Annotated in this window: 17 protein-coding genes and 1 pseudogene; 4 read left to right on the top strand and 14 right to left on the bottom strand. The window is 38.5% G+C overall.

Annotation, left to right across the window (positions count from 1 at the left end):
* Positions 1-133: 133 nt before the first annotated feature.
* From AAC037_RS00745 to AAC037_RS00730, 4 genes are all read right to left on the bottom strand, one after another.
* The gene (locus AAC037_RS00745; protein WP_339900897.1) at positions 134-1,747 is read right to left on the bottom strand and encodes a RagB/SusD family nutrient uptake outer membrane protein; all 1,614 of its coding nucleotides are present in this window, start codon (positions 1,745-1,747) and stop codon (positions 134-136) included.
* Positions 1,748-1,765: 18 nt separating this feature from the next.
* Positions 1,766-5,017 carry a SusC/RagA family TonB-linked outer membrane protein gene (locus AAC037_RS00740; protein WP_339900896.1) on the bottom strand — a complete coding sequence of 1,084 codons (3,252 nt, stop codon included), beginning with the start codon at positions 5,015-5,017 and terminating at the stop codon, positions 1,766-1,768.
* 80 nt (positions 5,018-5,097) lie between these two features.
* A complete protein-coding gene (locus AAC037_RS00735; protein WP_339900894.1) occupies positions 5,098-6,060 on the bottom strand; it encodes a FecR domain-containing protein in 963 nt (320 codons plus the stop codon).
* Between the two features lie 185 nt (positions 6,061-6,245).
* On the bottom strand, positions 6,246-6,785 hold the full coding sequence (locus AAC037_RS00730; protein ID WP_339900892.1) for a sigma-70 family RNA polymerase sigma factor: 540 nt from the start codon (positions 6,783-6,785) through the stop codon (positions 6,246-6,248).
* 471 nt (positions 6,786-7,256) lie between these two features.
* Here AAC037_RS00730 and AAC037_RS00725 point away from each other — a divergent pair, with 471 nt between their 5' ends.
* Both AAC037_RS00725 and AAC037_RS00720 read left to right on the top strand, forming a co-directional pair.
* Positions 7,257-8,078: an AraC family transcriptional regulator gene (locus AAC037_RS00725; RefSeq protein WP_339900891.1), complete on the top strand. Its 822-nt coding sequence runs from the start codon at positions 7,257-7,259 to the stop codon at positions 8,076-8,078.
* Positions 8,079-8,155: 77 nt separating this feature from the next.
* Positions 8,156-10,615, top strand: a complete 2,460-nt coding sequence (locus AAC037_RS00720; RefSeq protein ID WP_339900889.1) for an outer membrane beta-barrel family protein — start codon at positions 8,156-8,158, stop codon at positions 10,613-10,615.
* 28 nt (positions 10,616-10,643) lie between these two features.
* Here the strand turns inward: AAC037_RS00720 and AAC037_RS00715 are convergent, their stop codons facing one another.
* Positions 10,644-12,044 (bottom strand): PLP-dependent aminotransferase family protein, encoded by a 1,401-nt coding sequence (locus tag AAC037_RS00715; protein ID WP_339900888.1) that lies wholly within the window; start codon positions 12,042-12,044, stop codon positions 10,644-10,646.
* A gap of 268 nt (positions 12,045-12,312) precedes the next feature.
* Here AAC037_RS00715 and AAC037_RS00710 point away from each other — a divergent pair, with 268 nt between their 5' ends.
* Positions 12,313-13,353, top strand: coding sequence for a branched-chain amino acid aminotransferase (locus AAC037_RS00710; protein WP_339900886.1), 1,041 nt, complete (start codon positions 12,313-12,315; stop codon positions 13,351-13,353).
* 100 nt (positions 13,354-13,453) lie between these two features.
* On the opposite strand, the gene arfB is transcribed toward AAC037_RS00710, so the two are convergent.
* Both arfB and AAC037_RS00700 read right to left on the bottom strand, forming a co-directional pair.
* Positions 13,454-13,870 (bottom strand): alternative ribosome rescue aminoacyl-tRNA hydrolase ArfB, encoded by a 417-nt coding sequence (arfB, locus tag AAC037_RS00705; RefSeq protein WP_339900885.1) that lies wholly within the window; start codon positions 13,868-13,870, stop codon positions 13,454-13,456.
* Between the two features lie 270 nt (positions 13,871-14,140).
* Complete coding sequence (locus tag AAC037_RS00700; protein WP_339900884.1) at positions 14,141-14,608, bottom strand: DUF6428 family protein; 468 nt, start codon at positions 14,606-14,608, stop codon at positions 14,141-14,143.
* A 293-nt stretch (positions 14,609-14,901) separates the two neighbouring features.
* On the opposite strand from AAC037_RS00700, the gene AAC037_RS00695 reads away from it, so the two are divergent.
* Positions 14,902-16,644 carry an ABC transporter ATP-binding protein gene (locus tag AAC037_RS00695; RefSeq protein WP_339900882.1) on the top strand — a complete coding sequence of 581 codons (1,743 nt, stop codon included), beginning with the start codon at positions 14,902-14,904 and terminating at the stop codon, positions 16,642-16,644.
* A gap of 62 nt (positions 16,645-16,706) precedes the next feature.
* On the opposite strand, the gene AAC037_RS00690 is transcribed toward AAC037_RS00695, so the two are convergent.
* From AAC037_RS00690 to AAC037_RS00660, 7 genes and pseudogenes are all read right to left on the bottom strand, one after another.
* On the bottom strand, positions 16,707-17,948 hold the full coding sequence (locus tag AAC037_RS00690) for an NAD(P)/FAD-dependent oxidoreductase (RefSeq protein ID WP_339900880.1): 1,242 nt from the start codon (positions 17,946-17,948) through the stop codon (positions 16,707-16,709).
* 24 nt (positions 17,949-17,972) lie between these two features.
* Positions 17,973-19,325, bottom strand: coding sequence for a DEAD/DEAH box helicase (locus AAC037_RS00685; RefSeq protein ID WP_339900879.1), 1,353 nt, complete (start codon positions 19,323-19,325; stop codon positions 17,973-17,975).
* 11 nt (positions 19,326-19,336) lie between these two features.
* Complete coding sequence (locus tag AAC037_RS00680) at positions 19,337-19,627, bottom strand: DoxX family protein (protein ID WP_339900878.1); 291 nt, start codon at positions 19,625-19,627, stop codon at positions 19,337-19,339.
* A 383-nt stretch (positions 19,628-20,010) separates the two neighbouring features.
* Positions 20,011-20,793, bottom strand: a complete 783-nt coding sequence (locus AAC037_RS00675; RefSeq protein WP_339900877.1) for a M15 family peptidase — start codon at positions 20,791-20,793, stop codon at positions 20,011-20,013.
* A 46-nt stretch (positions 20,794-20,839) separates the two neighbouring features.
* On the bottom strand, positions 20,840-22,144 hold the full coding sequence (locus AAC037_RS00670; protein WP_339900876.1) for an ATP-binding protein: 1,305 nt from the start codon (positions 22,142-22,144) through the stop codon (positions 20,840-20,842).
* 26 nt (positions 22,145-22,170) lie between these two features.
* Positions 22,171-23,049: a tetratricopeptide repeat protein gene (locus AAC037_RS00665; protein ID WP_339900875.1), complete on the bottom strand. Its 879-nt coding sequence runs from the start codon at positions 23,047-23,049 to the stop codon at positions 22,171-22,173.
* Between the two features lie 9 nt (positions 23,050-23,058).
* Positions 23,059-24,656 (bottom strand): annotated as a pseudogene (locus AAC037_RS00660) (hypothetical protein); the annotation flags it as partial.

Below are 24,656 nucleotides of genomic sequence, written 5' to 3'. Positions count from 1 at the left end.
CTATTACATAATCCGGGTTTAAAAAAATGCCCCCTTGGCTTATTAAAAGCTGAAGGGGGCAAATTATGTCCACTAAGGAATTTTATTTCACAAAATGCTTTCCTCAGTAATCAAATTCTTGCGAGCAAAGATACTAATAACCATCATTTTGAGGGAAATCATTCTTTGTTCGGTCAATTTGACTTTGAGGAATGGGACGAAGCATATGGTACTCTTGAATATTGGGTGCAGCATTAGGGTTGTACATTTTCACCCTTTCCAATAGCTTCCCTGTTCTTTTCAAATCAGGCCACCTATGCAATTCTCCGGCCAACTCTCTTCCTCTTTCGTCAAGGATCATATCGATATCCAACTCATCCGGTGTGATTAAAGGAATTTCTTCTCCACCCGGGAATTCAGCCCTTTTTCTCAAAATATTGAAATAGTAGGTTGCTTCATCCAGCTTGCCCTGCATCATCAATGCCTCTGCAGCAATTAGGTAAGTTTCTCCTAAACGCATGTACATATAATCCCTGCCATTGTTTCGTAAGTAAGGGTAGCGATGCTTCTGAACAGTTGGAGAAAATACATCATTTCTGTCTTCAATAATTACCAACCTATAAGGTGCCGCATCAATTTGTTCCTGGGAATATTCCTGTCTGATAGGATCATTGGTAAACCAAGCAGCAGTATCTCCAATAGAAAAACCTTCAGGAACATTAGGTTCGTCATTGTAAAGCCAAGCTTCCTTGAAAGTAACGCTATATCGAGAATCGTTCCTGATATGCAGGCCTTCATTCCTGTAATCATTTCCAAACAAGGTAGTCAGGGTAAAATCTGTAGGCCAAAAACGAGCAATACCAACATGATACATATCATCACCAATTAAACCTGGCAGCAACCATTGCCTTGGGCCTAAGTACCTTTGAAGTTCATTTCCGGGATTGTTTACCTCCGTGTCATCTCCCCACTGTACCGACCAAATTACCTCATCATGCCTCTGGTTAAAAGGATCAAATACATCTGCATAATTGTCTAATAACCGATGTCTTCCGCCTTCAATTACCTGGATTGCCAGTTCTGCAGCTTTCTCCCAATTGCCAATGGTTAAGTGTACCTTTGCCAAATGGTTGGTAGCCGCATCATAGGTAGGCCTCCCATATTGCACTTGTTCTAAAGGAAGATGCTCCATACCATATTCCAAATCTGCTATAATTGCTTGATAAACTTCCTCCTCAGAAGTTCTAAAAGCCTCCAATTCTACACCTGTTGTTTCCTCCAAAGTCAAATGAACGGGACCAAAATGCTGTACTAAGACGAAATAATAGTGCGCACGCAAAAATTTTGCCTCTGCTATTTTCGCCAATTTAGTGGTTTCATTCATCCCTTCTATACCATCTGCTCTGGATATTACCGTATTGGCATAATTGATTCCTCTGTAAAAATGCTCCCACACCAGCACATCACCTGATGGAGAAAGCACCGTTGAAGCATTTAATCCGGGACCATAATTGTCCCATTCTGAATTATAGCTTTGCCCTTCCATGAACATATCCGTTCCAAATAGGTTCATCAATAGTCCGGGTTCCCGCCCATAGTACCATCTTAAAGGTACATAAGCACCAACCAAAGCTTCATCCAACCCTTCTATTGTAGAAAATTGAACATCAGCAACAGTGTCTGTAATCATATTTTCTGTCAAGTCAGCACAACTTATGCTGGTACTGAAGACAGCCAATCCAAGTATATATTTTATTATTGATTTCATCTTTTAGACATTAGTGGTTTAAAATCCAAGTTCAATACCGAACAAAATGGTTCTGTAATTTGGCATATCAAGATCTCTTGCCCCTTCAGGATCAAGTCCTGGAAATGAGGTAAAAGTAAAAGGATTCTGTACTCCTGAATAAATTCTGGATTTACGTAAACCCCATCGATCCAATAGCTTATCAGGAAGACTATAACCTAGAGTTATGTTTCTCACCCTAACAAAACTTGCATCAAAATAACCCATAGGCGTAGAATAATCATGTCCTCTAACTCTAGGTTGAGGGTATTCATTACTTGGATTATCCGGTGTCCAATAATTAACATCTCTTGAGTTTAGGTTATAACCTCGACGTAGGTTAAGCATCCCCCCTAGAGAAGTCCCACCAGCCTCACTGAAAATGTTTATCCCCTGAGTGGTGTAAATGAAAAAAGCAAAATCAAAATTATTATAAGTTATTCTATTGTTTAAACTACCAGTCCAGTTAGGAACATCAGATCCTAATAAAATCCTATCATCCGCCCCTATTCTTCCATCATTGTTGATGTCATTCAATTTCATATCTCCCGGGTTGGCGCCATATGAATTGGCCAAATCTCTTTCAGACTCTTGCCAAACGCCAATATACTCCCAATCATAATATACGTTTATTGGTTGCCCTATGAACCATAAGTTACCAGGATCATCTTCTTTGCCTCCATACAATTCAGTAATCTCATTTTTGTTGGCATGGAAAACAAAGTCTGTAGTCCATCTAAACCCTCCCGGTCTTTTGGCTTCTATATTCACCACAGAGACATTGAACTCAATCCCTCTGTTTCTGGTGGCACCTACATTTTCTAAGGTACTTGCAAAACCCGAGGTTGGAGGCAATTGTCTGTTCATAAGCAAATCAATTGTTCTTTGCTGATAAACACCAAAAGTACCCATTACTCGACTGTTCCATAAGGAGAAATCTACACCTATATCAATTTGCCTAGTCCTTTCCCATCTCAATTCCGAATTGGCCAACTCAGCACTTTGAAAACCATAAACAGATTGGTCACCAAATGCATAACCAACTCTTTGTACTCTTCCTTGCGTTTGGTATGGAGCAATACCCGTGTTTCCTACATCGCCATAACTGGCTCTAAGTTTTAATTCATCAAAGATTGAATTATTGGACATAAAATCTTCTTTATCCAACAGCCAAGCCAAGGCCATTGAAGGGAAAAGGCCGTACTTATTACCTTCTGCAAGTCTGGAAGAGCCATCCACTCTTCCTGTCATGGTCACAATGTATTTGTCCTTCATTGAATAATTCAATCGAAGCATATATGATTCAAGCGCCCACTCACTTAAATAAGAGCTTCTAGAGGTAGTCTCTTCAGCAGTTCCAATATTATGGTAACGTTGTTGTTCGAAAGGCAAGCCACGAACAGAAACACCTGAACCTGTTTCTCTGAAATTCTGAACACTGTACAAACCTGTTGCTCGGATTTTATGATCTGTACCTATGTCTTTGGAATAGTTAACAATATTCTCATACAAAATATTGCTGGTTTTGCTATTCGCCACACTAGCCGTAGAGGTTTGCCAAGTATGGGTTCCTCTATCGTAATAAGTCAAATCGGGAGCAAAATTAAATCGATAACTCAATCCTTCGATAATATCTGCCTCAGCATAAATATTGGTGATGATACGTGTTCTGTCTCTTCTATCGATGTACAAATCTCTATCTAAGGCCAAAGTCGGAAAACTCTCCCCTACTGCAAATTCACTTGATAGGGCTCCTTCAGCTCTTTCCGGCCAATCCAAAGGACTCCTTAGGATAATGCTACCAAAATCGCCTCCTCGATACTCTTCACTAGTAGTTACCTGAGCGGATACTCCGGCTCTAAACCTATCACTGACTTCTTGATCCAAGTTTAACCTTCCTACAAATCGAGAAAAATCGTTGTTAGAAACAATAGATTTGTGATCCAAATACGTTCCTGATATGGCATATTTGGTGTCTTCTGTTCCGCCTCTAACACTCAGCTGGTGATTTTGTTGGAAGCCGGTTTTAAAGGCTTCTTCCTGCCAGTCGGTGTCAACACCATTTTGAATCCCTTCTAATTCCCAATCCAAAAACAAATCCTCATCTGTGGTATAAGACCCTTGTTGTCTGGCTGCATCTCTCTGCATTTCAGTAAAAGCCGCTGCATCCATCAAATCCACTTTATTGGCTATATTTTGAATGCCGGCAAACGCACTGTATTCAATCTGCGTTCCACCTGAATAACCTCTTCTTGTGGTAATCAAAATCACACCATTTGACCCTCTAGATCCGTAAATAGCAGTGGCAGAGGCATCTTTAAGAATCTCTATGGATTCGATATCGGAAGGGTTAATATCCATAAGATTCCCTGCAATAGGAATACCATCCATTACGATCAAGGGATCATTTCCGGCCACCAAAGACCTTGCTCCCCTAATCCTTACGGTAGCTCCTGCACCAGGCCTGTAGCTATCTGCCACAACATCCACTCCGGCAGCCCTACCCTGAAGTAAGCTTTCAAAAGAGTAAGTAGGTTCACTCACAATATCTTGTCTACCAATAGAAGCAATTGAACCGGTAATTTCCCTTCTTTCTACGGAACCGTACCCTACCACAACGAACTCATCTAAAGCAGCCTCATCTTCTTTCAAGGTGATGCTTAATTTGGTTTGGTTTCCTACGTCTACCTTTAGCGACTCATAGCCAATAAAAGAAATTAATAAAACAGCGCCTGAGGGAGCATCGATAGAAAAATTACCATCTAAATCTGTGGCTGTACCAATACTTGTTCCTTCTACCAAAATGGTGGCTCCGGGTATTGGACTTCCATTTTCATCAACAATGGTACCGGTGATAATTTTCATAACATCAGCTGCCTCCGCAGAATGATCTTCAGGCGTTTTATCGGCAACGGTAATGGTGTGATTTATCTGTTTAAATACTAGGTTGCTATTCCTTGAAATTTCTTCAAGTACAGCTTCAACATTCGATTTTCCCAGATCGATATTCAAAACTTCATCCTTCCTTAGCGCAATTTCATACACAAAGTTAAAATCAGTTTGGCGTTCTATCTGATCAAAAATGTCAACCAAAGTTTCGGCTTCAGGAGAAAGAACGACCTTGGCCTCTTTCATTATTTGAGCATCTGAATTAAATGCCCAACCTACTCCCAAGCCTAAATAAAATAGGCAAGCAATGGAAAATATCCGCATAGTAATCCTCAAAAAAAGGATGAGTAACTTTTTTTTCATAATTTTGTAATGGTTAAATGTAATTCATTTGTAAATGAATTGCTTTTCTATAGTGGCGCTACTTCGACCTAGCGCCACTTTTAGCAATTCCCTTTTTTAACTTTTAATTGTTTTCCGTTTATCTCATAGGCAATTCCAGTAGCGTATTTAATTGATTCCATAATATCTTCTAAGGTCATTCTGGTATAAGTCCCTGTAACAAAACAGTTCATATTTTTATCACTCAGTTCTACAGATTCTAAACCATACCAGTCAGACAAGACTGAGAACACTTCATTGATAGGCGTTTTATCAAATATTATTTTACCGTTGATCCAGGCAAACTTTTTATCCGGATTGATCCGCTGTTTGCTTCCTAAACCTATTCCCTCCTTAAAAGTCAACTGCTCATTGGCGGTTAAAAAATTACTTTCGGTAGATTTTTCTTCATGGGCCTCCGACACCTTGACTTTACCTTCTTTGACAGCTACAAACTGTGGTTTATCTTCATATGCGCTTACAGTAAATTCTGTACCCAACACTCTAGTTTCTAGCCCCTCTGTTACTACCACAAAAGGATTGGCCGAATCTTTCTCCACATCAAAAAATGCCTCCCCTTTCAAAAACACCTTCCTATTGGCTGAAAATTGCTTGCTTATTTTCACCTTGCTATTCCCATTCAAAAAAATCTTAGACCCGTCTGGCAATGTAAGCTGCCGCCTTACTCCTCGAGGGTTTACAAATTCTTCAAAACGCTCTTCTACTACAGTCTCTACGGTCGGTTCGGTTGAATATTTATTATTATAAACTTCAAACATTCCAATAAAAACAATCACTACTGCAGCTGCCCAGCCTATCCAACTGAAATCAATTTTATAACTGGGCTTTGGTGCCATAACAGCTCTTAATCTCTTTAAATTTTTCTCTTTTCTGGAATCAAAATCAACCTCATCCGAATTGTCAAGATTTTCATACCATTCATTCAGGATCAATCTTTCCTCAGGACTTAGCTTACCTTCTAATTCCTTCTTAATGAGCCGCAAAATATGATTTGGAAAATTCATAATATCTCTTCTATATATACTAAGTGTTAAAAAACTTAGAACACTACCTAAAAAAAAGGCATTATTTTAAATTTTTCCTAAAAAAACTTAAATGAGCTAACTATACAATGACTATCACCTCTAAATATTAAAGATATTGAAAGAGAAAAAATATAGATTTTTAAAATTTTATTTGGAATTAACAGTTAACCTAAAAGATAATTCTTTATTTCTGCCCGGATAAAAAGTAAAGACATATGGATTTTATTGTGTACTGTTTGAGGGGCAATCTGCAATTTGGAGGCTATTTCTTTTGTAGAAAGTTGATTAATTCTGCTTAACTTAAAAGTTTCTCTTTGCCCTTTAGGCAATTTATTAATGGCTACTTCAATTTTTTCGTACAATTCTTCAAACTCCAAGATTCTGGGCGCTTCAGATTTCATTTGAACCTCATCAAGCCCGGCTATATCACATAAAAACTTTCTTTTATAAATGACCCTATAAACCTTATATTTTACAGCAGTGAGCAAATACACCTTGAGGTCTTTTTGAATGGCTAAGGATTTTCTGTTATTCCAGAGGGTTAAAAAAATATCCTGCACCAAATCTTCTGCTTCTGAAGAGTCGCCCAGTTTGGCATAAGCCTGCCTCACTAATAGCTCCCAATATTTATTGTAAATGGCTTCAAATGCTTTCACATTGTCCAAGGCCATGGCTTTTAACAACAGTACATCGGAATCTTTCATTGTATTTTTAGTAGGATAAATAACGCTACACCTTTCGAATTTATGGGAACATTTCCTAGTTTCCAATTTAGTAATCCATTTCGAAGGAGAAATTTCAATAATTTAATGGTTATTTGACAATAAAATTATCTATTATTTTCTTAAAATCATCCATCTAACTGACCAATTATATAACGAAACCTTTTATTTATGAAATAATTTTTATTCAATTTAAATAACAAGGAAACCAAATGGCTTGATGACAACCTTTCATTGTAAGTTTTTATTTTCACCGGCAGATAAACTTATTGATTTATAAGTGTTTATTCTTTCATTTTAAAGACTAAAAAGTCAGTAGGAAATAGTTGGGTAGGTAAAGATTTAATTGCTTCGGTCGAAATAAATCCCATTTAAGTGGTAAATTCTCTAAAATGCTTCTGTAAGTTTGCTATATGTAAATAAGGGGAAAAAATTAGAAAGTTCACAAGGGTTATGGAAAAAGAAGTGAAGGAAATAGGCAAAAAAAATAAAATTGAGAAAGAGTTGATTATAAAGGTTTCAAAGATGAAGCCTGTTATTAAACCAACCAAACCCCATCGACATGAGGGATACCATGAATTGATATTTTTAAATCAGGGATCTGGATACCATGTAGTTGATGACATCAAACATGAAGTCCGCCCTCCTGTTGGTTTTTATTTAAATTTTGGGCAAGTCCACTGCTGGGATTTTTCGAAAATCCCTGAAGGTTTTGTGGTGATGTTCAAAGAAGAAGCACTTGCCAAATACCCTGCTGCTTTGGACAATCTTTTTCGATTGCATAATAAATTTAACCTTCCAAGGCAAGACTCTATTTTGATGGATCAACTCAACCTATTCTATAGGGATTTTAAAGCCAATGAACCCTTGGAACTGCTGTCAGCTCACCTCAATACTATTATTTTAAAAACGCTTTACCTCCCTGCCTTAAAAGACCAAGTTCATCCAAGCTTTGTAAGTGAGTTCAGTAGGCTAAAAAAATTACTCAATGATAATTATATCAAATTGAGGACTGTGGAAGAGTATGCCAACCTTATGAATTTAAGCAGCCGGAAATTGAATCAAATTTGTCAGGCAGCTGCAGGTTGTAATACCATTGAAATAATCAAAGAAAAACTATTAATAGAATCCAAAAATTTACTAACACATACCAATCTTCCTGTCAATGAGGTTGCCTACCAACTGAATTTTTCAGATGCATCCAACTTTATAAAGTTCTTTAAATCTCAAACTACCTTAACTCCTTTGGAGTATCGTGCCCGATTATTGTCCTAAAATCACCATTATTGGTAAAAATCTACCGCTGTATTAGCACTTTTCCTGACTTATTTTGCATCTTAACAAAATAAGAAATGAGAAAAGCCCATCTAATCGTATTTTATTTATTCTTTTTCAATGCTGCCTTTGGACAGACGCTAATAAAAGGAACCTTAAATGACGCCAATGAAAACACTTCCATTGAGTATGGAAGCATAGGCCTTTACAGTCCTGCGGATTCAAGCCTTGTAAATGGAACTATCACTGAACCTGATGGTACATTTGTTTTGGAAGGATTAAAAGCAGGTGAATATTATTTAAGCGCCCAATTTATGGGCTATAAAAATTTAATTATTAGCCCTGTAAATGTTGAGAAAGGTAAAGCCTTAAATTTAGGCACATTGCTAATCTCTCCGGATGAGCAGTTACTGGCCATGGTGGAGGTTTCCGGTTCTCGGTTTACCGCCATGCACAAAGTGGACCGCCAGGTTTTTGCCTCCTCCGAGTTTTTGACGGGAAAAGGAGGCAACGCTATAGATCTGATAAGAAATCTACCATCGGTTTCAATCAATGCAGAAGGAGAGCTGTCTGTTCGGGGTGCAACAGGTTTTGTGGTGATGATCAATGGCAAACCTGTGCAATCTGATCCCTCAATTATTCTCAGTCAGTTACCGGCCAATGCCATTAAAAATATTGAATTAGTCACTGCCCCATCAGCTAAATATGACCCTGAAGGCAAGGCCGGAATTATAAATATAACTACAGAGAAAGGAGCAACAGATGGTACCTATATTCAAGTGAATACAAGGCTTGGACTCCCAAGCATTCAAGATTATAACAACAAAGAAAAACCTCAAAGATACGGAGCAGATTTCACTATCAACCACAAAAGTGAAGCTTGGGACCTCTCTTTTGGAGCCAGTTATTTGAGAAATGACATCAATGGGCGAAGAGACGGTGAAGTTTACACCATAATTGATGGCATAACAACTTATTTCCCATCAGATGGCGAGCGAGGGTTTGATGAGGAGGCATACTCAGGAAGGTTTACTTTAGGCTATTCCCCCAATGTCAAAAATAATTTCAGCCTGGGATTTTATGGAGGCATCAGAAGTAAAGACCGTACTGCTGATATCCTTTATTATGACAACCATGCAGAAAGGGATGGTGAGCGGCTGTACACCATGCAATATTACAATGAGAATTTGAGGATACGTAAAAGTGATTTTGCTTTGGGGAGTTTTGACTACACCCACCTATTTGACAATGAAGCAAGCATATCTTCTTCTTTTCTTTACGAATACACCATGTTGGGAGGCCCCACCACCAATAGAAACCTTGGCTATCCAAATATGGATTTTATCTACCAAGATGAGTACAATACCAATGATAATCCTTTGCATGGAATTCGGTGGAAAATTGACTATAAGGCAAAACCCAAGCCCTGGGGATCATTTGAGGGAGGATATCAATTTAGAAGCTTGAACCATTCCGGAGACTTTGTCTACGAAAGAAGAAATACTGAAGGGAAATTTGTGTTGGTTCCTGAGTTTTCTTCAAATGTAGATTTAAAACGATTGATTCATGCAGCCTACGGTCAGGTAAATGGCAACAAAGGCAAGTGGAGTTATACGGCAGGTTTAAGGTTTGAGTATATGGATCGTTCACTGCATTTAAAAGACAAAGGCAATACGGTTGACAGCACCTATACCTACGATTTCTTTAAACCTTACCCCTCAGCCAATATTCAATACAGAGTAAACGAGAATTTATACTATAAAGCTGCTTACAGCCGAAGAGTAGATCGCACTACAACATTTAAAATGAACCCATTCCCTGAAAGGGAACATTCCGAAACATTGGAACAGGGAGATCCAACTTTATTGCCTGAATTTATCGATCTTGTTGAGGCGGGCTTAGTTAAAAACTTTGGTGAAAATAGTTTTTATACAACAGCTTACTACAGAAATGTTCAAAACTTAGTAAATAGAGTAAACACCATTTATAATGACACCATATTGAATCGCATTTATTCAAATGTGGGCACAGGAAGATCTCTTGGACTGGAAGCGGGCCTGGAGCTCAACCCAACAAACAATTGGAAAATATTTGCCGGTGGGAATGTATACCAATATCAAATTACCGGAGAGTTTGACAATCGCCCCATTGATAATTCAGCCTGGGTGTATTCCATCAATGCCAATGCGAGTTATGCTTTTTCTTCTACCTTTAGTTTGCAATGGTCCCTAAACTACCTTTCTAAAAGGATTACAGCTCAAGGAGAAGACTCCAGATTTTTATCCCCAAATCTAGTAGCAAAGAAAACTTTTATGGGAGACAGGCTCACTGCCAGTTTACCGTGGTTAAATATGGACATGGGGCTATTGCCGACAAACGAACAAAGAATTACCACCTGGAGAAAAGATGCTTTTTACACCACTACCAACTATGTTTTGGAAGTAGATATGATACTTTTAAATCTTAGCTACACCATTAATCCCGGTAAAAACAAATCGAGATTTGTGAAAAGTGAGTTTGGTGAAAAAGAATTTTAACATCCATAGGGGCAGATTTTAGGAAAATTTATTCTTTTAAAATCTGCCCCAACAATTCTAGTTCTTTTTCCAACTTTTCCGACCATGGCAGCCCATAATTTAATCTGAGACAATTGTGAAACTGACTTTGCAAGGTAAACATCCTACCGGGAGCGATGCTAATCCCTCTGGACAAGACTTTATCAAATAATTTACCCGTATCCCATTTTTTATCCAATTCCACCCATAACACAAAGCCTCCTTGAGGTCTACTTATTTTAGTTCCCTTTGGGAAATAGTCGGCAATGGCTCGAATAAAATGCAAAGAATTGCTATATAACCTTGCCCTTAGCTGCCGGAGGTGCTTTTCATAATAATCGTTTTCTAAAAATAAACCTATGGCTTCTTGGGTAATGGTTGTCCCGGACACGGAATGAAATAATTTAAGCTTTAAAATCGCTTTCATGAATTTCCCGGGAGCCATCCAGCCTACCCTATAGCCCGGAGCAAGGGTTTTAGAAACTGAGCCACACCACAACACAATCCCCTCTGTATCAAAAGCTTTACATGGTTTAGGGCGTGATTGACCAAAATATACATCTCCATACAAATCGTCTTCAATGAGTGGCACATTGTGCCTGGTCAAGAGCTTAACTACTTCTTTTTTATTTTTATCAGGCATACAACTACCTAAAGGATTGTTAAAATTACTCACCAGCAAACATATGTCTATTTTATCAACCAATTCTTCCAAATCTTTGGGCAAAACCCCATATTCAGGATCAGTAGGCAGTTCAATCACTTTAAGCCCCATGTTTTTGGCCAATTGTAAAATACCAAAGTAAACAGGGCTTTCGACACCTATTCGGTCACCGGGCTTGGTCAAAGCCATAAAGGCCAAGGAAATGGCGTGCATGGCCCCGGAAGTTGTCACCAATTCATCCACACCTAAGTTACCTCCCCAAGTAAAGGACCATTTGGAAACATTTTTCCTTAACCGCATATTGCCTTGAATATCATCGTAGGCGGTTCCTCCTGCCCCCAAGGTTTTGGTGGCCGTTTGGATGCATTTATTTAACCTGGCCACAGGAAAAAAAGACTCGTCAGGAACACTTAAAGACATCTGGGTGATGTCTTTGTTTACAAAATGAGAAAAGACTTTGCCAATTAAACCATCTTCTTTTCCTACCATGCCATTGACATTGGGGCTACTTGCCATGGGCATGGGCAAGATTTGGTCTTCTCTTTGACAAACAAAAAAACCCACCTGCGGCCTGGAAACTATAAAGGATCTGCTTTCTAAAAGCAAATAAGCTTGAATTACTGTATTTTTACTGACTCCGTATTCTTTGCTAACCGTTCGAATAGAAGGCATTTTGTCACCTAATTTTAAGGTTTTTTTTGTAATCAGGTTTTCGAAATTCTCTGCCAATTCTTCGAATAAAGTCATTGATGTAGATTTTGAATTGTACCCTTCAAATTTAAATAAATTGTATCTGTAACCAATCAAAGATTCTTATTTAATTTGCAATCACAATCAATTGATTTTGTAGAACAAACGAGTAGCCTATTTATTTATAGGTAATAAACTTTCTTAAGGAACCCATAAAGCATGGGCTTTTATCACCCCTAAAAAAGCAATTGATATTCAATAGGTTAAAAAGAATTACTTTTTCTTAGAATGAAAAGAAAGAAGTTTCAATAATTTAATATTACCCATGATGAACGAAACGATAACTCAGAAGCCTGATTTTGATTTTGATAATTTCACCTTTGGATTACAGGCAACCGACCGGATGTTGGTAGCTCGCTATGAAAATGGCGCTTGGTCAGATTTTAAAATTGGGCCGGTTCAAAATATTTCATTGTCACCCTTGGCCATGTGTTTACACTATGGGCAAACTGTCTTTGAGGGCCTAAAAGCCTTTCGCACGGTGGATGGTAAAATCAATGTATTTCGATTGGAAAGCCATTATAAACGAATGAACCGTTCCTTAGAAAGAATGGCCATGCCCCCATTGCCTGCTTCATGTTTTATCGATGGAATACGCGAACTGCTAAGCAAAGAAAGTAAATGGGTAATAGATGACCCTGAATATGCCCTTTATATTCGACCATTTGCCGTTGCAACTGAAAACAAATTAGGGGTAGATGCCTCCAAGGAGTACCTATTTATGGTGGTGCTCTCTCCTCTGAAGGCCTATTATTCCAGACCATTAAGAGTAAAAGTAGAAACTGATTATATCCGCTCTTCAAGAGGTGGCGCCGGCTCAGCAAAAAATGGGGGGAATTATGGCGCTTCCCTTTTACCACAGATCAAAGCCAAAGAAGATGGCTTTGATCAAATAATATGGCTAGATGCCAAAGAGCGTAAATTTATAGAAGAGTCAGGCACCATGAATATCATGTTTATTCTCAATGGAAAAACCTTGCTTACCCCTTCTTTGAGTGACAGTATTTTGGATGGGATTACCAGAAACTCAATTCTTAGCCTTGCTCCCGACTTGGGACTTGAAGTTGAAGAAAGAGCCATTGAAGTTACCGAGATTCTGAAAAGAATTCGTTCAGGTGAAAAGGTAGAAGCCTTTGGGGTAGGTACAGCAGCTGTAATTTCACCTATTAAGGAAATCTCTTATAAAGGTGAGATCTTTAAAACCTTTGTCGATGAGAATGCAGACATGTATCGAATAAAAAATAAACTTGCTGACATCCGAAGAGGCTTGAGTCCAGACAAATTCGGTTGGTCAGATTTGGTTTAAGCATTTAAAAAGTATCATTCAATAAGCCTAAAGCTGTCATTGGCAGTTTTAGGATTATTTTTATATAGGTAGGTCTTGAGAAATAAGGTTTTGAATCAGGTCAAAAGTTTTTATTTCTCAGGGCTTTTTTTTCTGAACGGAATCGTTTTGCTTTTAATCTTCTTTCTTTTGCAGCTTTGCTAGGTCGAGTGGCTTTTCTTTTCTTTCTCTTTTCAAATGCTTTTTCTAGAAATTCATTGAACTTTCTTACCACCGTTTTTTTATTTTCCAGTTGAGATCTGGAGGATTGCGCATCAAATTGAAGACTTCCTTCTTTATCCAATTTACTAGAAAATTTACCCATTAATAGCTCTTTTTCTGCTTCAGTTAAAAACTGAGAATTGGGCACATTAAAAAACAAAGTAACTCTTGAGTTTACCTTGTTTACATTTTGCCCTCCAGGCCCACTACTTCTAGAGGCCTGAAAGTTAAATTCAGAATGAAAAACTTTATTTTTTATCTTATCTCCAATTGTCATAAAGGTGCAAAAGACTATTTTATACAAAAATAGGAAACATGACCAGAATAATTGCTCCTATTTTAAAATCCATTAATCAAAGTCCAATTTTTGTAATCAACGAAAGCAACAAATAATCACAGATTTTGAAGGGATTTGACCAATTATATTTAAGGGTTCAGTCCGAGACACCATTAAGAAAGCTTTAAAAGAAAAAAAATTAACCTTCACCATATCTCCTATTAAGAATTTATGATGAAGGGTAATTTGACTTTTTTCTATGCCTACCTATTAACAACAACCTCCACCGGGAGTACAGGACCCTGCAGATTCAGCTGAAACCATTTTCAATGTTGGCTTCTTTTCAGGAATACCACATTGCTCTTTGGCCAAACAATCGGTTTGTTTACTCGTAAGTAAAAAACGATCGTTACTAAATTCTAAGCCAAATTTTTGGATGGTCTGACCCTGATATTCAACTTCAATCTCGCTATCATTTAACTTCAGCACCTTTTCCGACAATTCAATGATGTGAAGTAACTTTTCCGGGTGTAAACGATGGTTGTAATCATCTGCAGACCAAAGCTGAAAATTAATCACTTCCTCTTTTCTTTCTGTTCCTCCACAGTCTATGAAATGTTTTACCACCTTCCCTACTTCCGTCACATGAAAATGCTCCGGAACCAAAGATCCATCAGGTAGTTGAAATAATAATTCTTCCTGTTTAGTCAACAGGGGTTTGATTTCTGAAAGTTTCATATCCTTATTGTTTTAATCATTCGATTGTATCACGATGGTTACTCTATTGAAGTTTAAAATCTAAACCGGAAGGAATTGGTATAACCATCGCTTCATTGCAATATTACGATTAATTAATCGAAAGTAAAAGAAAGACGTTTAATTTTTTATGTTTTAAGGGCAAAATCTGTAGCAAAGCCATACTTTTAGCAACTGTTTGCCTAAATAAACAAGGCATCATCAAATAGAATTCAGCAAAGGGAATGTTTTTAGTGAAATTTTGTTTATTATTCAATCTCTCTTTAGATAAATCTATGGCAAAAAATAAAAGTAATGTTAGTTTAAATAGTGTTTTTAAAACCATTATTTGGCCAAGGCGAAAGTATATATTCATTGGACTTGTTTTAATAATCATCAGTAGGCTTTCCGGTCTGGTATTACCTTGGGCCAGCAAGTATTTGGTAGATGATGTTATACCATCCAGCAATTTTGAATTGCTCAAATGGCTTATTGTGGCCGTGGTAATAGCTGTCACAGTTCAGGCAGTAACCTCATTTGGATTGACACAAATATTAAGTGTTGAAGCCCAAAACTTGATTGCAAAATTAAGGGTAGAAGTGCAGGCCCATATTATAAGGTTACCGATTCGTTTTTTTGACAATGCCAAAACAGGTGAATTGGTATCCAGGGTAATGACAGATGTGGAAGGGGTCCGAAATCTGGTTGGAACAGGGCTAGCTCAGATGGTAGGAGGATTGCTTACTTCAATAATAAGTCTTGTACTTTTGATTTACATCAGTCCTAAGATGACTTTATATGTATTGGTACCGGTAATAATTTTTGGCGTAATTTCTTTGAAAGCATTTGGCAAGATACGGCCAATTTTCAGAGAACGAGGCAAAATCAATGCCGACGTTACAGGCCGATTAACAGAAACTTTAGGAGGGATTCGGGTAATTAAGGGCTTCAATGCAGAAGACCAGGAAACCAAAATATTTGAATCGGGAGTAAAAAAACTGTTTTTAAATGTAAAAAGCAGTTTGACAGCCACAAGTGTGGTCACAAGTTCAGCTACTTTTTTATTGGGCCTAGCCTCTGCAGGCATTATGGGAATAGGTGGCTACATGATCATGGAAGACCAATTGACTTTCGGAGATTTCTTAGCTTTCACTTTATTATTGGGATTTATGATCGCCCCAATCCTTCAAATGAGCAATATCGGAAGCCAGCTAACAGAAGCTTTTGCCGGGCTTGACAGGACACAGGAGTTGATGAATATACCATTGGAAGCAGATCCTGCCAACCGGAACATCATGCTACCGGAAATAAAGGGAAGGGTGTCTTTTGACAATGTTCATTTTGAATATGAACCCGGATCCGAGATAATAAAAGGGGTAGATTTTATTGCTAAACCGGGAAGCGTAACCGCTTTGGTAGGTAGCTCCGGATCAGGAAAAACAACCATTTCAGGACTCGTTGCTTCCTTTCTAATCCCTTCCAAAGGGATTGTTAGTATAGATGGTCAGGACTTGAGTAAAGTGGATCTGAATTCATTTAGGAAACAATTGGGTGTAGTACTTCAGGATGATTTTCTGTTTGAGGGGACAATCAGGGAAAATATCATGTTCCCAAGACCGAATGCTTCTGAGGAATTGCTTCAAGAGGCAGTAAAGTCTGCTTATGTGAATCAATTTACAGATCAATTTGAAAATGGGCTGGAAACAGTAATTGGAGAAAGGGGAGTAAAACTTTCCGGAGGTCAAAGACAGAGATTGGCTATTGCCAGAGCAATTTTGGCTGATCCACGCATATTAATTTTGGATGAGGCTACAAGTAATTTAGATGCAGAAAGTGAGCATTTCATTCAGTCCAGTTTAAAAAGTCTAATGGCAGGAAGGACTACATTTGTCATAGCCCATAGACTAAGTACCATAAGGCAAGCTGATCAAATATTGGTCATAGAAAAAGGTCAGATTGTAGAACGAGGGAAACACGATGAGTTGATTCAGTCCAAGGGCCGTTACCATGATTTGTACACCTTCCAAGCAAGAATTTAAAGTCTTTTAAACCCATATCCTTTAAAAAAAACCAAGTAGAATACATGGTAACCATAACCTTGCTATACGTCATTGGCCATCAAAGTCTTGGCTGCAAGTCTTCCGGAGGTCATGGCTGCATTTATTGAGCCATTCAAAAGGTGATCTCCTGCCAGATAAACATTATCATACAGTTTCACGTGTTGCAATGGTAGTGTGTTTTTAACTTCTGAAAGTACTGGCAGTGCGTTGTCAATCGAAAAAGTTTTGATGTGTTCAAAATGATTGGCATTGATACCTGTCAATGCTTCCAACTCCTTGGAAACCTGATTTTCTAGGGATTCAACACCTCTAATATCCTTGGTGATGGAAACAGAAAGAAGTGCTCGCCCATCACTGGAATAACGCTTACTTACATCTGTCATAAATACCAGATTATTTATCAGGTATTCCTCATCAGGTACAAGTCCTATCATCGGCTTACAAATAAAGGATTGCTGTAAAGTGAAATACAAGTTGGTAACCTTGTGGTATTTCAATATTTCTTTGCCAATGATCTCATTTGGAGCTGTTGCAATAATAATTTGGTCAGCAGTCAATTGATTCCCCGACTCCAAATGAATCGTGTTTTTTTCTATCGAAGTTACTTTGGTTTGAAACCTTACCTGTGTGTGCTCAAGTTGAGCATAAAGTTGACGGCTTATTTCTCCCATCCCTTTTTCAGGAACCGCAGCATAACCTTCTCCGAACATTTTAAAAACGAATTCAAACATTGCAGAAGAAGTTGATAAATTTTCTTCAAGAAAAATCCCTTTAAAGAATGGTTTGAAGAAATTATGAATAATTCTTTTCGAAAAGCCATAACCTTCCAGGTAAGCTATAGTTGATTGCTGGGGGCTGTCAAAAATTTCTTCTATACTCTTCTCTTTAAGTGCTTTAGTAAGGGAATACATTTTGTATTTGTCCCAGACTGTCCCCACTTTAGAAAAAGCCATGGAAAACAACTTCAGAGGATTCCTTATGGGATCATGTACAGCAAATGAGTCTTCTCCTCCTTCAAAAATTATCGCTCCGGGTTTAAACTTCTTCAAGTTCAGTTTATCCAAATCAAGGTACCTACTCAATTCTGGGTAGGAGGTAAGCAAGACCTGAAAACCCTGGTCGAGCAGATAACCGTAGGCTTCAACAGTTTTAACCCTTCCTCCTATACCATCTGAAGCCTCGAGAATCACCGGGAAATATCCGGCTTTTTCCAATTCTATTGCCGCTACTAAACCGGATATTCCAGCGCCAATTATGTATACAGATTTTTCAGATGCAAGCATAGGTATGATTTAATTTGATTTCAATTAATCAAGCCCATCTTTTATGTTTTTACGTTCACGAAACTTCCCTTTTCCATCTGCGGGTTTGGCTTTAGCCTTGGTTTCCTGATTTCCAATTTCAGGGCTATTTGAATTTCTATTTTCTTTAGGTTTAGATTGTTTTCTAAATGGCTTTTTCTTTTTATAATTTGATGAAGACCTTTTATTTCCTCCAGAAGATTTCTTAGCATGCTTTTTATTTAAATCAGGCCCTGCACCGATATCTTCCGGGTTAGGCAATACCTCAATTTCCATGCCGATAAGGTTTTCGATATTTCTATACTTGTACCTGTCTTTCTCATTTACGAAGGTTACAGCCTTTCCTTTTTTCTCTGCCCTGGCTGTTCTTCCTACTCGGTGAACATAATCTTCCGGGTCATTCGGACTATCAAAATTGATTACCAGTTCTATGTCTTCCACATCTATGCCTCTGGAAAGGATATCTGTAGCTACCAATATTTTGAGCGATTTGTTCTTAAAGGCTGACATGATTTTTTCCCGCTCATTCTGATCCAAATCAGCATGAAAAGCCTCCACCATAAATGATTTTTTTAGGGTTTTAAATAAAGACTTAACTTTGTCTTTGGTGGAGCAGAAAATGATGACCGCCTGATAATCTTGAGATTTAAGAATATGATTGGCTAATGTTTCTTTTTGCCCATCATAAACATGATAAACATATTGACTTACACCTTTTGCAGTTTTACCAAGGGCAATAGATATTTGCTCCGGCTTGTGTAAAATCTGTTGAGAAAACTGCCTGATTTTTGGAGGCATGGTTGCTGAAAACAACAGGGTTTGCCTTTTTTGCGGAAGGTGTTTGACAATTGTTAATATATCATCTGAAAAGCCCATGTCCAGCATTCTATCTGCTTCATCTAGAATTAGGTTTTCCAGGCTGTCAAATTTCACTTTCCCTCCTGCCAGCAGAGCGATTAACCTTCCCGGTGTAGCAACGACAATATCGGCACCCATTTCCAAGGCTTTTCTTTGTTGTTCCCATACCTTTCCATCCCCTCCTCCATAAATTGGTATTGAGCTAATACCTAAAAAATAGGCGAGGCCTTGAATTTGTTGATCAATCTGAATGGCCAATTCTCGGGTTGGAGCAATGATCAATACCTTAACGCCTTTTCCCTTACTTTTACTTATTTTATTGAGAACAGGCAAGATAAAGGCAGCTGTTTTACCTGTTCCGGTTTGTGCAGTGGCAATGATATCTTTGCCTTCCAAAATAATTGGTATTGCTTGTTCTTGTATTGGGGTTGCTTTTTCAAAACCCATTGCGTCCAAACCTTCTTGTAGTTCGGGAACAAAATTAAATTCACTAAAAGTCAATTTTCTCTAATTTAAGTGTACATATATGCCCAGCCAATTAATACCAATTGTATCGGTAGTCTTATCAACAACAACCACTTTGGAATACCTAAATGCTTTCTTTGATACATGTATAGATTGGCTGGAAAAACCGCAATTAACAAAAGGATGATTCCATAGGCAGCTTCAGTACGACTTGTTTCAAAAAACAAGCCAAGCCCTAATCCCAGCTCAATACCCCCTACTAATTTATTTACCAAGTTGGGTACAGGAATAAAGGGCGGAATAATACTTGTAAACAAACGGTGTTTTACAAAATGCATCACACCCATTGTTAAATAAAAAATTGCCATTGCATAAAGAAATGCTTCATCCATAAAAATCAATTGCAGTAATTTCTTTATCCTCTAAAATTAGAACATCAAAGTTGCATATCAAATATTTTGAGCCTTAATAGCTTAAATAATTTTCTTATTAGGGAAAACCTAATGATTTTACCTCTATAAAGAGGATTATCCGATCTCTCCATCCCCACCCTAATAAGCGCTTGTAATATTTAGCTATCTGTCAATAGTGTCCAGGTAGGACTATATGCTAGTGGTTTTGGCACAAAGCTTCTTCCCTTCAAGATTGCCCCCATAAAACCCATATGTAAAACCAATTGAAAAATGAAAATCTTAGGTCGAATTAGGATTATGGGTTGAGATTATATTTCAGCCGCTTGTACATGCATCCAATCATAATTTCTTCTTCTCCCAAGGCTAACCCAACCTTCTTCTTCCCAGCAACGCCACCAGTCATTGTATACAGGATGTGCAAATGCGGCCTGATTTCTACCCCACTTCAATTGGTTTCTCGCCGGGTCAAAATCCAAGGCTACACCCCAGGAATGGGTAGACCATTGCGTCCCTCCACGCATCAACCTGTTATTGAAACAGCCACCGAATCTATTCAATGCCAATCTATTAATTTCATTTTCCCCATATATTTTAAGGACATTTTCCAGCACCAGGTATAAACTTTCCGCTACTTTTTTATGACAAGTAATCTTTCTTGCCCTGTACCTCATGTCCCAAGCAATTTTCATTTCGTAGGGCACAGGAATGGTAACCAGATTTTTGGCCCTAAGCCCGTAGAATTCATGAAAAGCAGCTGAATGCTGCCTTGGCCATCGATTCATGGGGTTGATGTCTTCCGGTCTCCAAGGATCACTTGGCTTACCAAACTTTTGCAAATACACCAATTCTTCAAAGGCAAACTGGGTTTGAGGGCCCCACATCCCATCAATTGCTCCGGAATTAAAACCTTTCTCCCTTGCCCCTAGCTGTATCATCATGGTGATTTTTCTTACTTGTGGAAGGTTTTGGGGGATACCTGCTACCTGATTAAGCGCAACAAGGGTTTTAGGTCCAAAATCACCGTCTATTGCTCCATTGTACAAGCCTTTTTCTGCCAAGAGTTGCTGGACTACTTTTATTTTTTCTTTCATCGTGATGGTTGGTTAAACTACTTTTAAATTTTGGGTGAAAAGGAAATCAGTGAATTTTACCTTCTTTCTGAATTTCATATCGAATACATTGGATCAATAAGTCTTCATTGATTTGACTTTGTTTTCCTGCCAAAGTCTTTAATCCCAATTGCTGGATTATATTGACAATATTGGCTCCGGTCAATTGGTATTTTCGTGCCAAATCTTCTATCACTATTTTATTTTCTAACTTTACCGTTTTCGGTAAATACTGCTTCCATAAAGCCAGCCTTTCTGCTACACCGGGAGGCTCAAAGTCAATAATCGTCTGAAACCTTCTAATAAAAGCAGTATCTAAATTACTTTTAAAATTAGAAGCAAGGATTACCATTTCCGGATAAGCCTCTATTCTTTGAAGCAAATAAGCTACTTCTTGGTTGGAATGCTTGTCTTTTGCATCTTTTAGATTGGTTCTTTTACCAAAAAGTGCATCAGCTTCATCAAAAAACAAGATCCATCCTTTACCGGATGCTTTTTGAAAAAGCCTAGAAAGATTTTTTTCTGTTTCTCCAATGTATTTTGAAACTACCAAAGATAAATCTACTCTGTATACTTCTTTACCGGTATATTTCCCTAATAAACCTGCTGCAAGGGTTTTTCCTGTTCCCGGAGGACCAAAAAACATAACCCTATAACCTGGCTTTACACTTTTTTTCAAACCCCATTCTTCCATAAGCCGATCATTATAAATTAGCCAGTCTTCCAAAGCCTTAATTTGTTTTAGTGTTTTTTCAGACAAAACCAAGTCGTCCCAATTTAGGTCGGTTTGAATCCTTTCTGCAGGGAAATTGGTGCTTGGTTTTGGAGGTCTAATACTTTCCATTAAAATTTTATCTGCAAATTCCTGATCAGGATACAAAGGGGCAGCATAAAATGGTTCTTCTTCAGCTGCCTCTCCAAGAATAATATGCCCCTCCTTTAATAATCTGGAATCTCTGAATATTGAAAAATATTTCTTTCTGGAGTCAGGGTCACTCCCTGCCAGAAGATACATGAGGGTTTCTCCTGTAGGAATAATTCCCCTATGGTATTTTGTTTTATAGCCTCCAAACTCCGGTAGAGAAGTCCCTTCGGGAAAGTAGTCCTGAACCATTTTACTCAAAAATCCCGGATTGATATAGGGTACCATCGCCAATGATAACAGCAACAACTCCTGATTCTTTATATCAAGGGATTTGATTGTTTTTCCCAGAAAATCATTCGAATCAAAGAACAAATCCAGATTTGGCTTTGCCAATGTTTCTGTTTTCCCAAGTTCATGGTCCATTCTGCTTTTGATCACCTTTTCCAAAAAAATCAACAATTGTTTCATAAATCTTTACAAATACCTACTGTTTATCAATTTTGTTTTTGTCGGGCAGAATTAATTTGAGACTTGTAATACAAGGCTTTTTCAAAATCCGGAGCAAAATTCAATGCTTTGTTGAGGTAGTTTGAAGCGGCATCAAAATCTCCTTTACTCATATATACCACCGCTATATCTGTTAATATGGCCGGGTTTTCGGGCGCCAACCGTTCATTTTTTATCAATTGATCCAATCCATCCTCCACGTTCCCCATACCAAGGTAAGTCATGGCCAAATAATGCCGATAGCTGGTATTGTCCGGCTCCTCAGCCAATGCTGATTTAAATGCTTTAAGGGCTAATCCGTAATTTTTTAACTGCAATTCGCATTGTCCCGATAAAAACCATAACTCGCCTCCCTTACTGTCCGATTCCATGGCATTTAACAATTGGATGGCTCTTTCCCACGCCTGCTTCTTCATATAAACCTTGACCAGTTGAGTCTTATGCTGTTCACTTGGATTGGAAGCTATGATGCTTTGCCATATTTGAACCGCTTGATCCAGTTTATTAATATGTGTAGCTAACTTGGCCAGGCCAATTTTTGCATTTTCATGTTCAGGAAACCGCTCATTCGCTTCAAAATACTTTTTCCATGCCAACTCAAATTTACCTTTCATAGACAAGGCATTTCCCAAGTTAACCAGGAAATGAGGCTTGACAGTAATTGCTATTGCTTTTTCAAAAAAGCTTATAGATTTATCTATGGCTTTTTGTTGCTGATAAAATAGTCCCATATTATTTAATAGGGAGGTATTGTTCGGGTCTATGGCATAAGCTTTAAGGTAACATTCCTCTGCCTTACCAAAAGATTGATTCAAAAAATGCCTGGCCCCCTCATTGTTCAAGGCTATTGCCTTCTCTTTTTCCATAATACTCATTTAATCGAATAAATCGTTTTTAATATCTCGTGCAAGTCCTTTGCCCATATTGGCAATATCCAAATCAGGGTAAATCACTTCAATATCATCGAAAGACATATCAAAAGGTTCTCCTTCACGATAATTGACGGGAAACACCAATCCAAATTGTATGTCAGGCCCCCATTCAAAACCGGCCAAATTATGTCGCCATGTTTCGGACACCGACAAAAGCCCAACACCGAGACTTGCTCTTGCAAAGGCATTCACCTCAAAGATAAATTTAGGATTTACAGTAATCCTTCCGGTTGCATCTAGTGACAAGCCGGTTTGAGGTCCCCAATTTAAATCTACTTCAGCTGCCGCTTCCCCTTCCAAACCTAATTCCCCGGTTAACTCTATACCTCCTGTCAAGCTAGCTATCGCTACACTTACGCCCAATCCCAAGTCCCCTCTTAAGGTAAGTCCTGCATCTGCCGGAATGGCAAACTCCCCATGACCGCTGATGGTAGTTTCATCCTCTCTTTCGGGATTATAAGTGATTTCTGCTGAAATTTCTCTGAGCTCTCCCGGTCCAAATCCTGCGGTAAAATCCAAACCACCTCCAATTTGAGCTACGAGGCCAATACTTCGTGGACCTATGGGAATGGCAAATAAAGGGATTTCTATGGTTGGCGCCCTAAACAAATTCCTATTGAATTCTTTTCTTGGGAAAACTTCATAACTTTCTGAAGCCAGTCTGGCTGTTACCTCTATTTCCCCATTTGGAAGTAACCTTACTCCTGCAGTTGCAGCGAGCCAAGGGGTTAGTTGAAGCGTAAGTTCTCCTCCACCATACACCCGCATGGTCTCATCCGGATCACCTGTTGGTTGTCCATCTTCACCAATAGGTCGGTTGGTGGCTCCCACTTCTATTGTTCCACTCAGCATACCTCGGCTATAGGCAGCTGAGCCTTCTATGGTTAGCGCACCATTTTCATAGGTTACGGTCAGTGTGGATGAAATTCCCGGTATGTCTGGATTAGCAGTACCTGTAACCATTATTTCATAATTCTCCGCTCCTGCAGGTTTGGCAACACTGGCCGCTACATTTCCTCCGGTAATCCCCGGTATATCACTATTTAAGTCAAAATCTCCACTGAAAGAACAACCGTCCTCTCCAAAATTGAAAGCCATATTACCCCGTTCTACCCCCGGAACATCTAATTCTGCTTCACCTGTTGCTGAGAAATTGTTCTCACTGTAACTGGCCGTAATGGTTGCGGATTTGATACCCCTTAATTTGCCCTCCGGAATTCCTATTTCGCCACCTATGGTCCAGATATTTTCCTTGTATTCCATATTGATCTCCGCCGGATCAAATAATTCAGAATCAAAATTAAATGCCCCCTCAAGTTCAAAACCTGAAGCAGTAGATGCTGTAGCGCTAATATGACCTTCACCTACCTGATTGATGGCAAAATTTGTTTGGCCGGTCAATCCTAAGCCATTTCTGGAACTTGCAAATATGGTCAATGAACTATCACTGATCTCAAAAGGAGCAGGAACATTGATTTCTTCAATGGCAAAGGTTTTTGATACCCGAATTTCTCCATTGGAAATAAACAATTCAATAGGGC

Source organism: uncultured Cyclobacterium sp. (assembly GCF_963976465.1).
Classification (GTDB): domain Bacteria; phylum Bacteroidota; class Bacteroidia; order Cytophagales; family Cyclobacteriaceae; genus Cyclobacterium.
The sequence above is the reverse complement of the archived record's forward strand: the minus strand, read 5'-3'. Positions and strand labels throughout refer to the sequence as shown.

Excerpts from the sequence above, each read along its gene's own strand:
- AAC037_RS00745 (WP_339900897.1), bottom strand. The coding sequence starts at position 1,747 with ATGAAATCAATAATAAAATATATACTTGGATTGGCTGTCTTCAGTACC.
- AAC037_RS00740 (WP_339900896.1), bottom strand. The coding sequence starts at position 5,017 with ATGAAAAAAAAGTTACTCATCCTTTTTTTGAGGATTACTATGCGGATA.
- AAC037_RS00735 (WP_339900894.1), bottom strand. The coding sequence starts at position 6,060 with ATGAATTTTCCAAATCATATTTTGCGGCTCATTAAGAAGGAATTAGAA.
- AAC037_RS00730 (WP_339900892.1), bottom strand. The coding sequence starts at position 6,785 with ATGAAAGATTCCGATGTACTGTTGTTAAAAGCCATGGCCTTGGACAAT.
- AAC037_RS00725 (WP_339900891.1), top strand. The coding sequence starts at position 7,257 with ATGGAAAAAGAAGTGAAGGAAATAGGCAAAAAAAATAAAATTGAGAAA.
- AAC037_RS00720 (WP_339900889.1), top strand. The coding sequence starts at position 8,156 with ATGAGAAAAGCCCATCTAATCGTATTTTATTTATTCTTTTTCAATGCT.
- AAC037_RS00715 (WP_339900888.1), bottom strand. The coding sequence starts at position 12,044 with ATGACTTTATTCGAAGAATTGGCAGAGAATTTCGAAAACCTGATTACA.
- AAC037_RS00710 (WP_339900886.1), top strand. The coding sequence starts at position 12,313 with ATGATGAACGAAACGATAACTCAGAAGCCTGATTTTGATTTTGATAAT.
- arfB (WP_339900885.1), bottom strand. The coding sequence starts at position 13,870 with ATGACAATTGGAGATAAGATAAAAAATAAAGTTTTTCATTCTGAATTT.
- AAC037_RS00700 (WP_339900884.1), bottom strand. The coding sequence starts at position 14,608 with ATGAAACTTTCAGAAATCAAACCCCTGTTGACTAAACAGGAAGAATTA.
- AAC037_RS00695 (WP_339900882.1), top strand. The coding sequence starts at position 14,902 with ATGGCAAAAAATAAAAGTAATGTTAGTTTAAATAGTGTTTTTAAAACC.
- AAC037_RS00690 (WP_339900880.1), bottom strand. The coding sequence starts at position 17,948 with ATGCTTGCATCTGAAAAATCTGTATACATAATTGGCGCTGGAATATCC.
- AAC037_RS00680 (WP_339900878.1), bottom strand. The coding sequence starts at position 19,627 with ATGCATTTTGTAAAACACCGTTTGTTTACAAGTATTATTCCGCCCTTT.
- AAC037_RS00675 (WP_339900877.1), bottom strand. The coding sequence starts at position 20,793 with ATGAAAGAAAAAATAAAAGTAGTCCAGCAACTCTTGGCAGAAAAAGGC.
- AAC037_RS00670 (WP_339900876.1), bottom strand. The coding sequence starts at position 22,144 with ATGAAACAATTGTTGATTTTTTTGGAAAAGGTGATCAAAAGCAGAATG.
- AAC037_RS00665 (WP_339900875.1), bottom strand. The coding sequence starts at position 23,049 with ATGGAAAAAGAGAAGGCAATAGCCTTGAACAATGAGGGGGCCAGGCAT.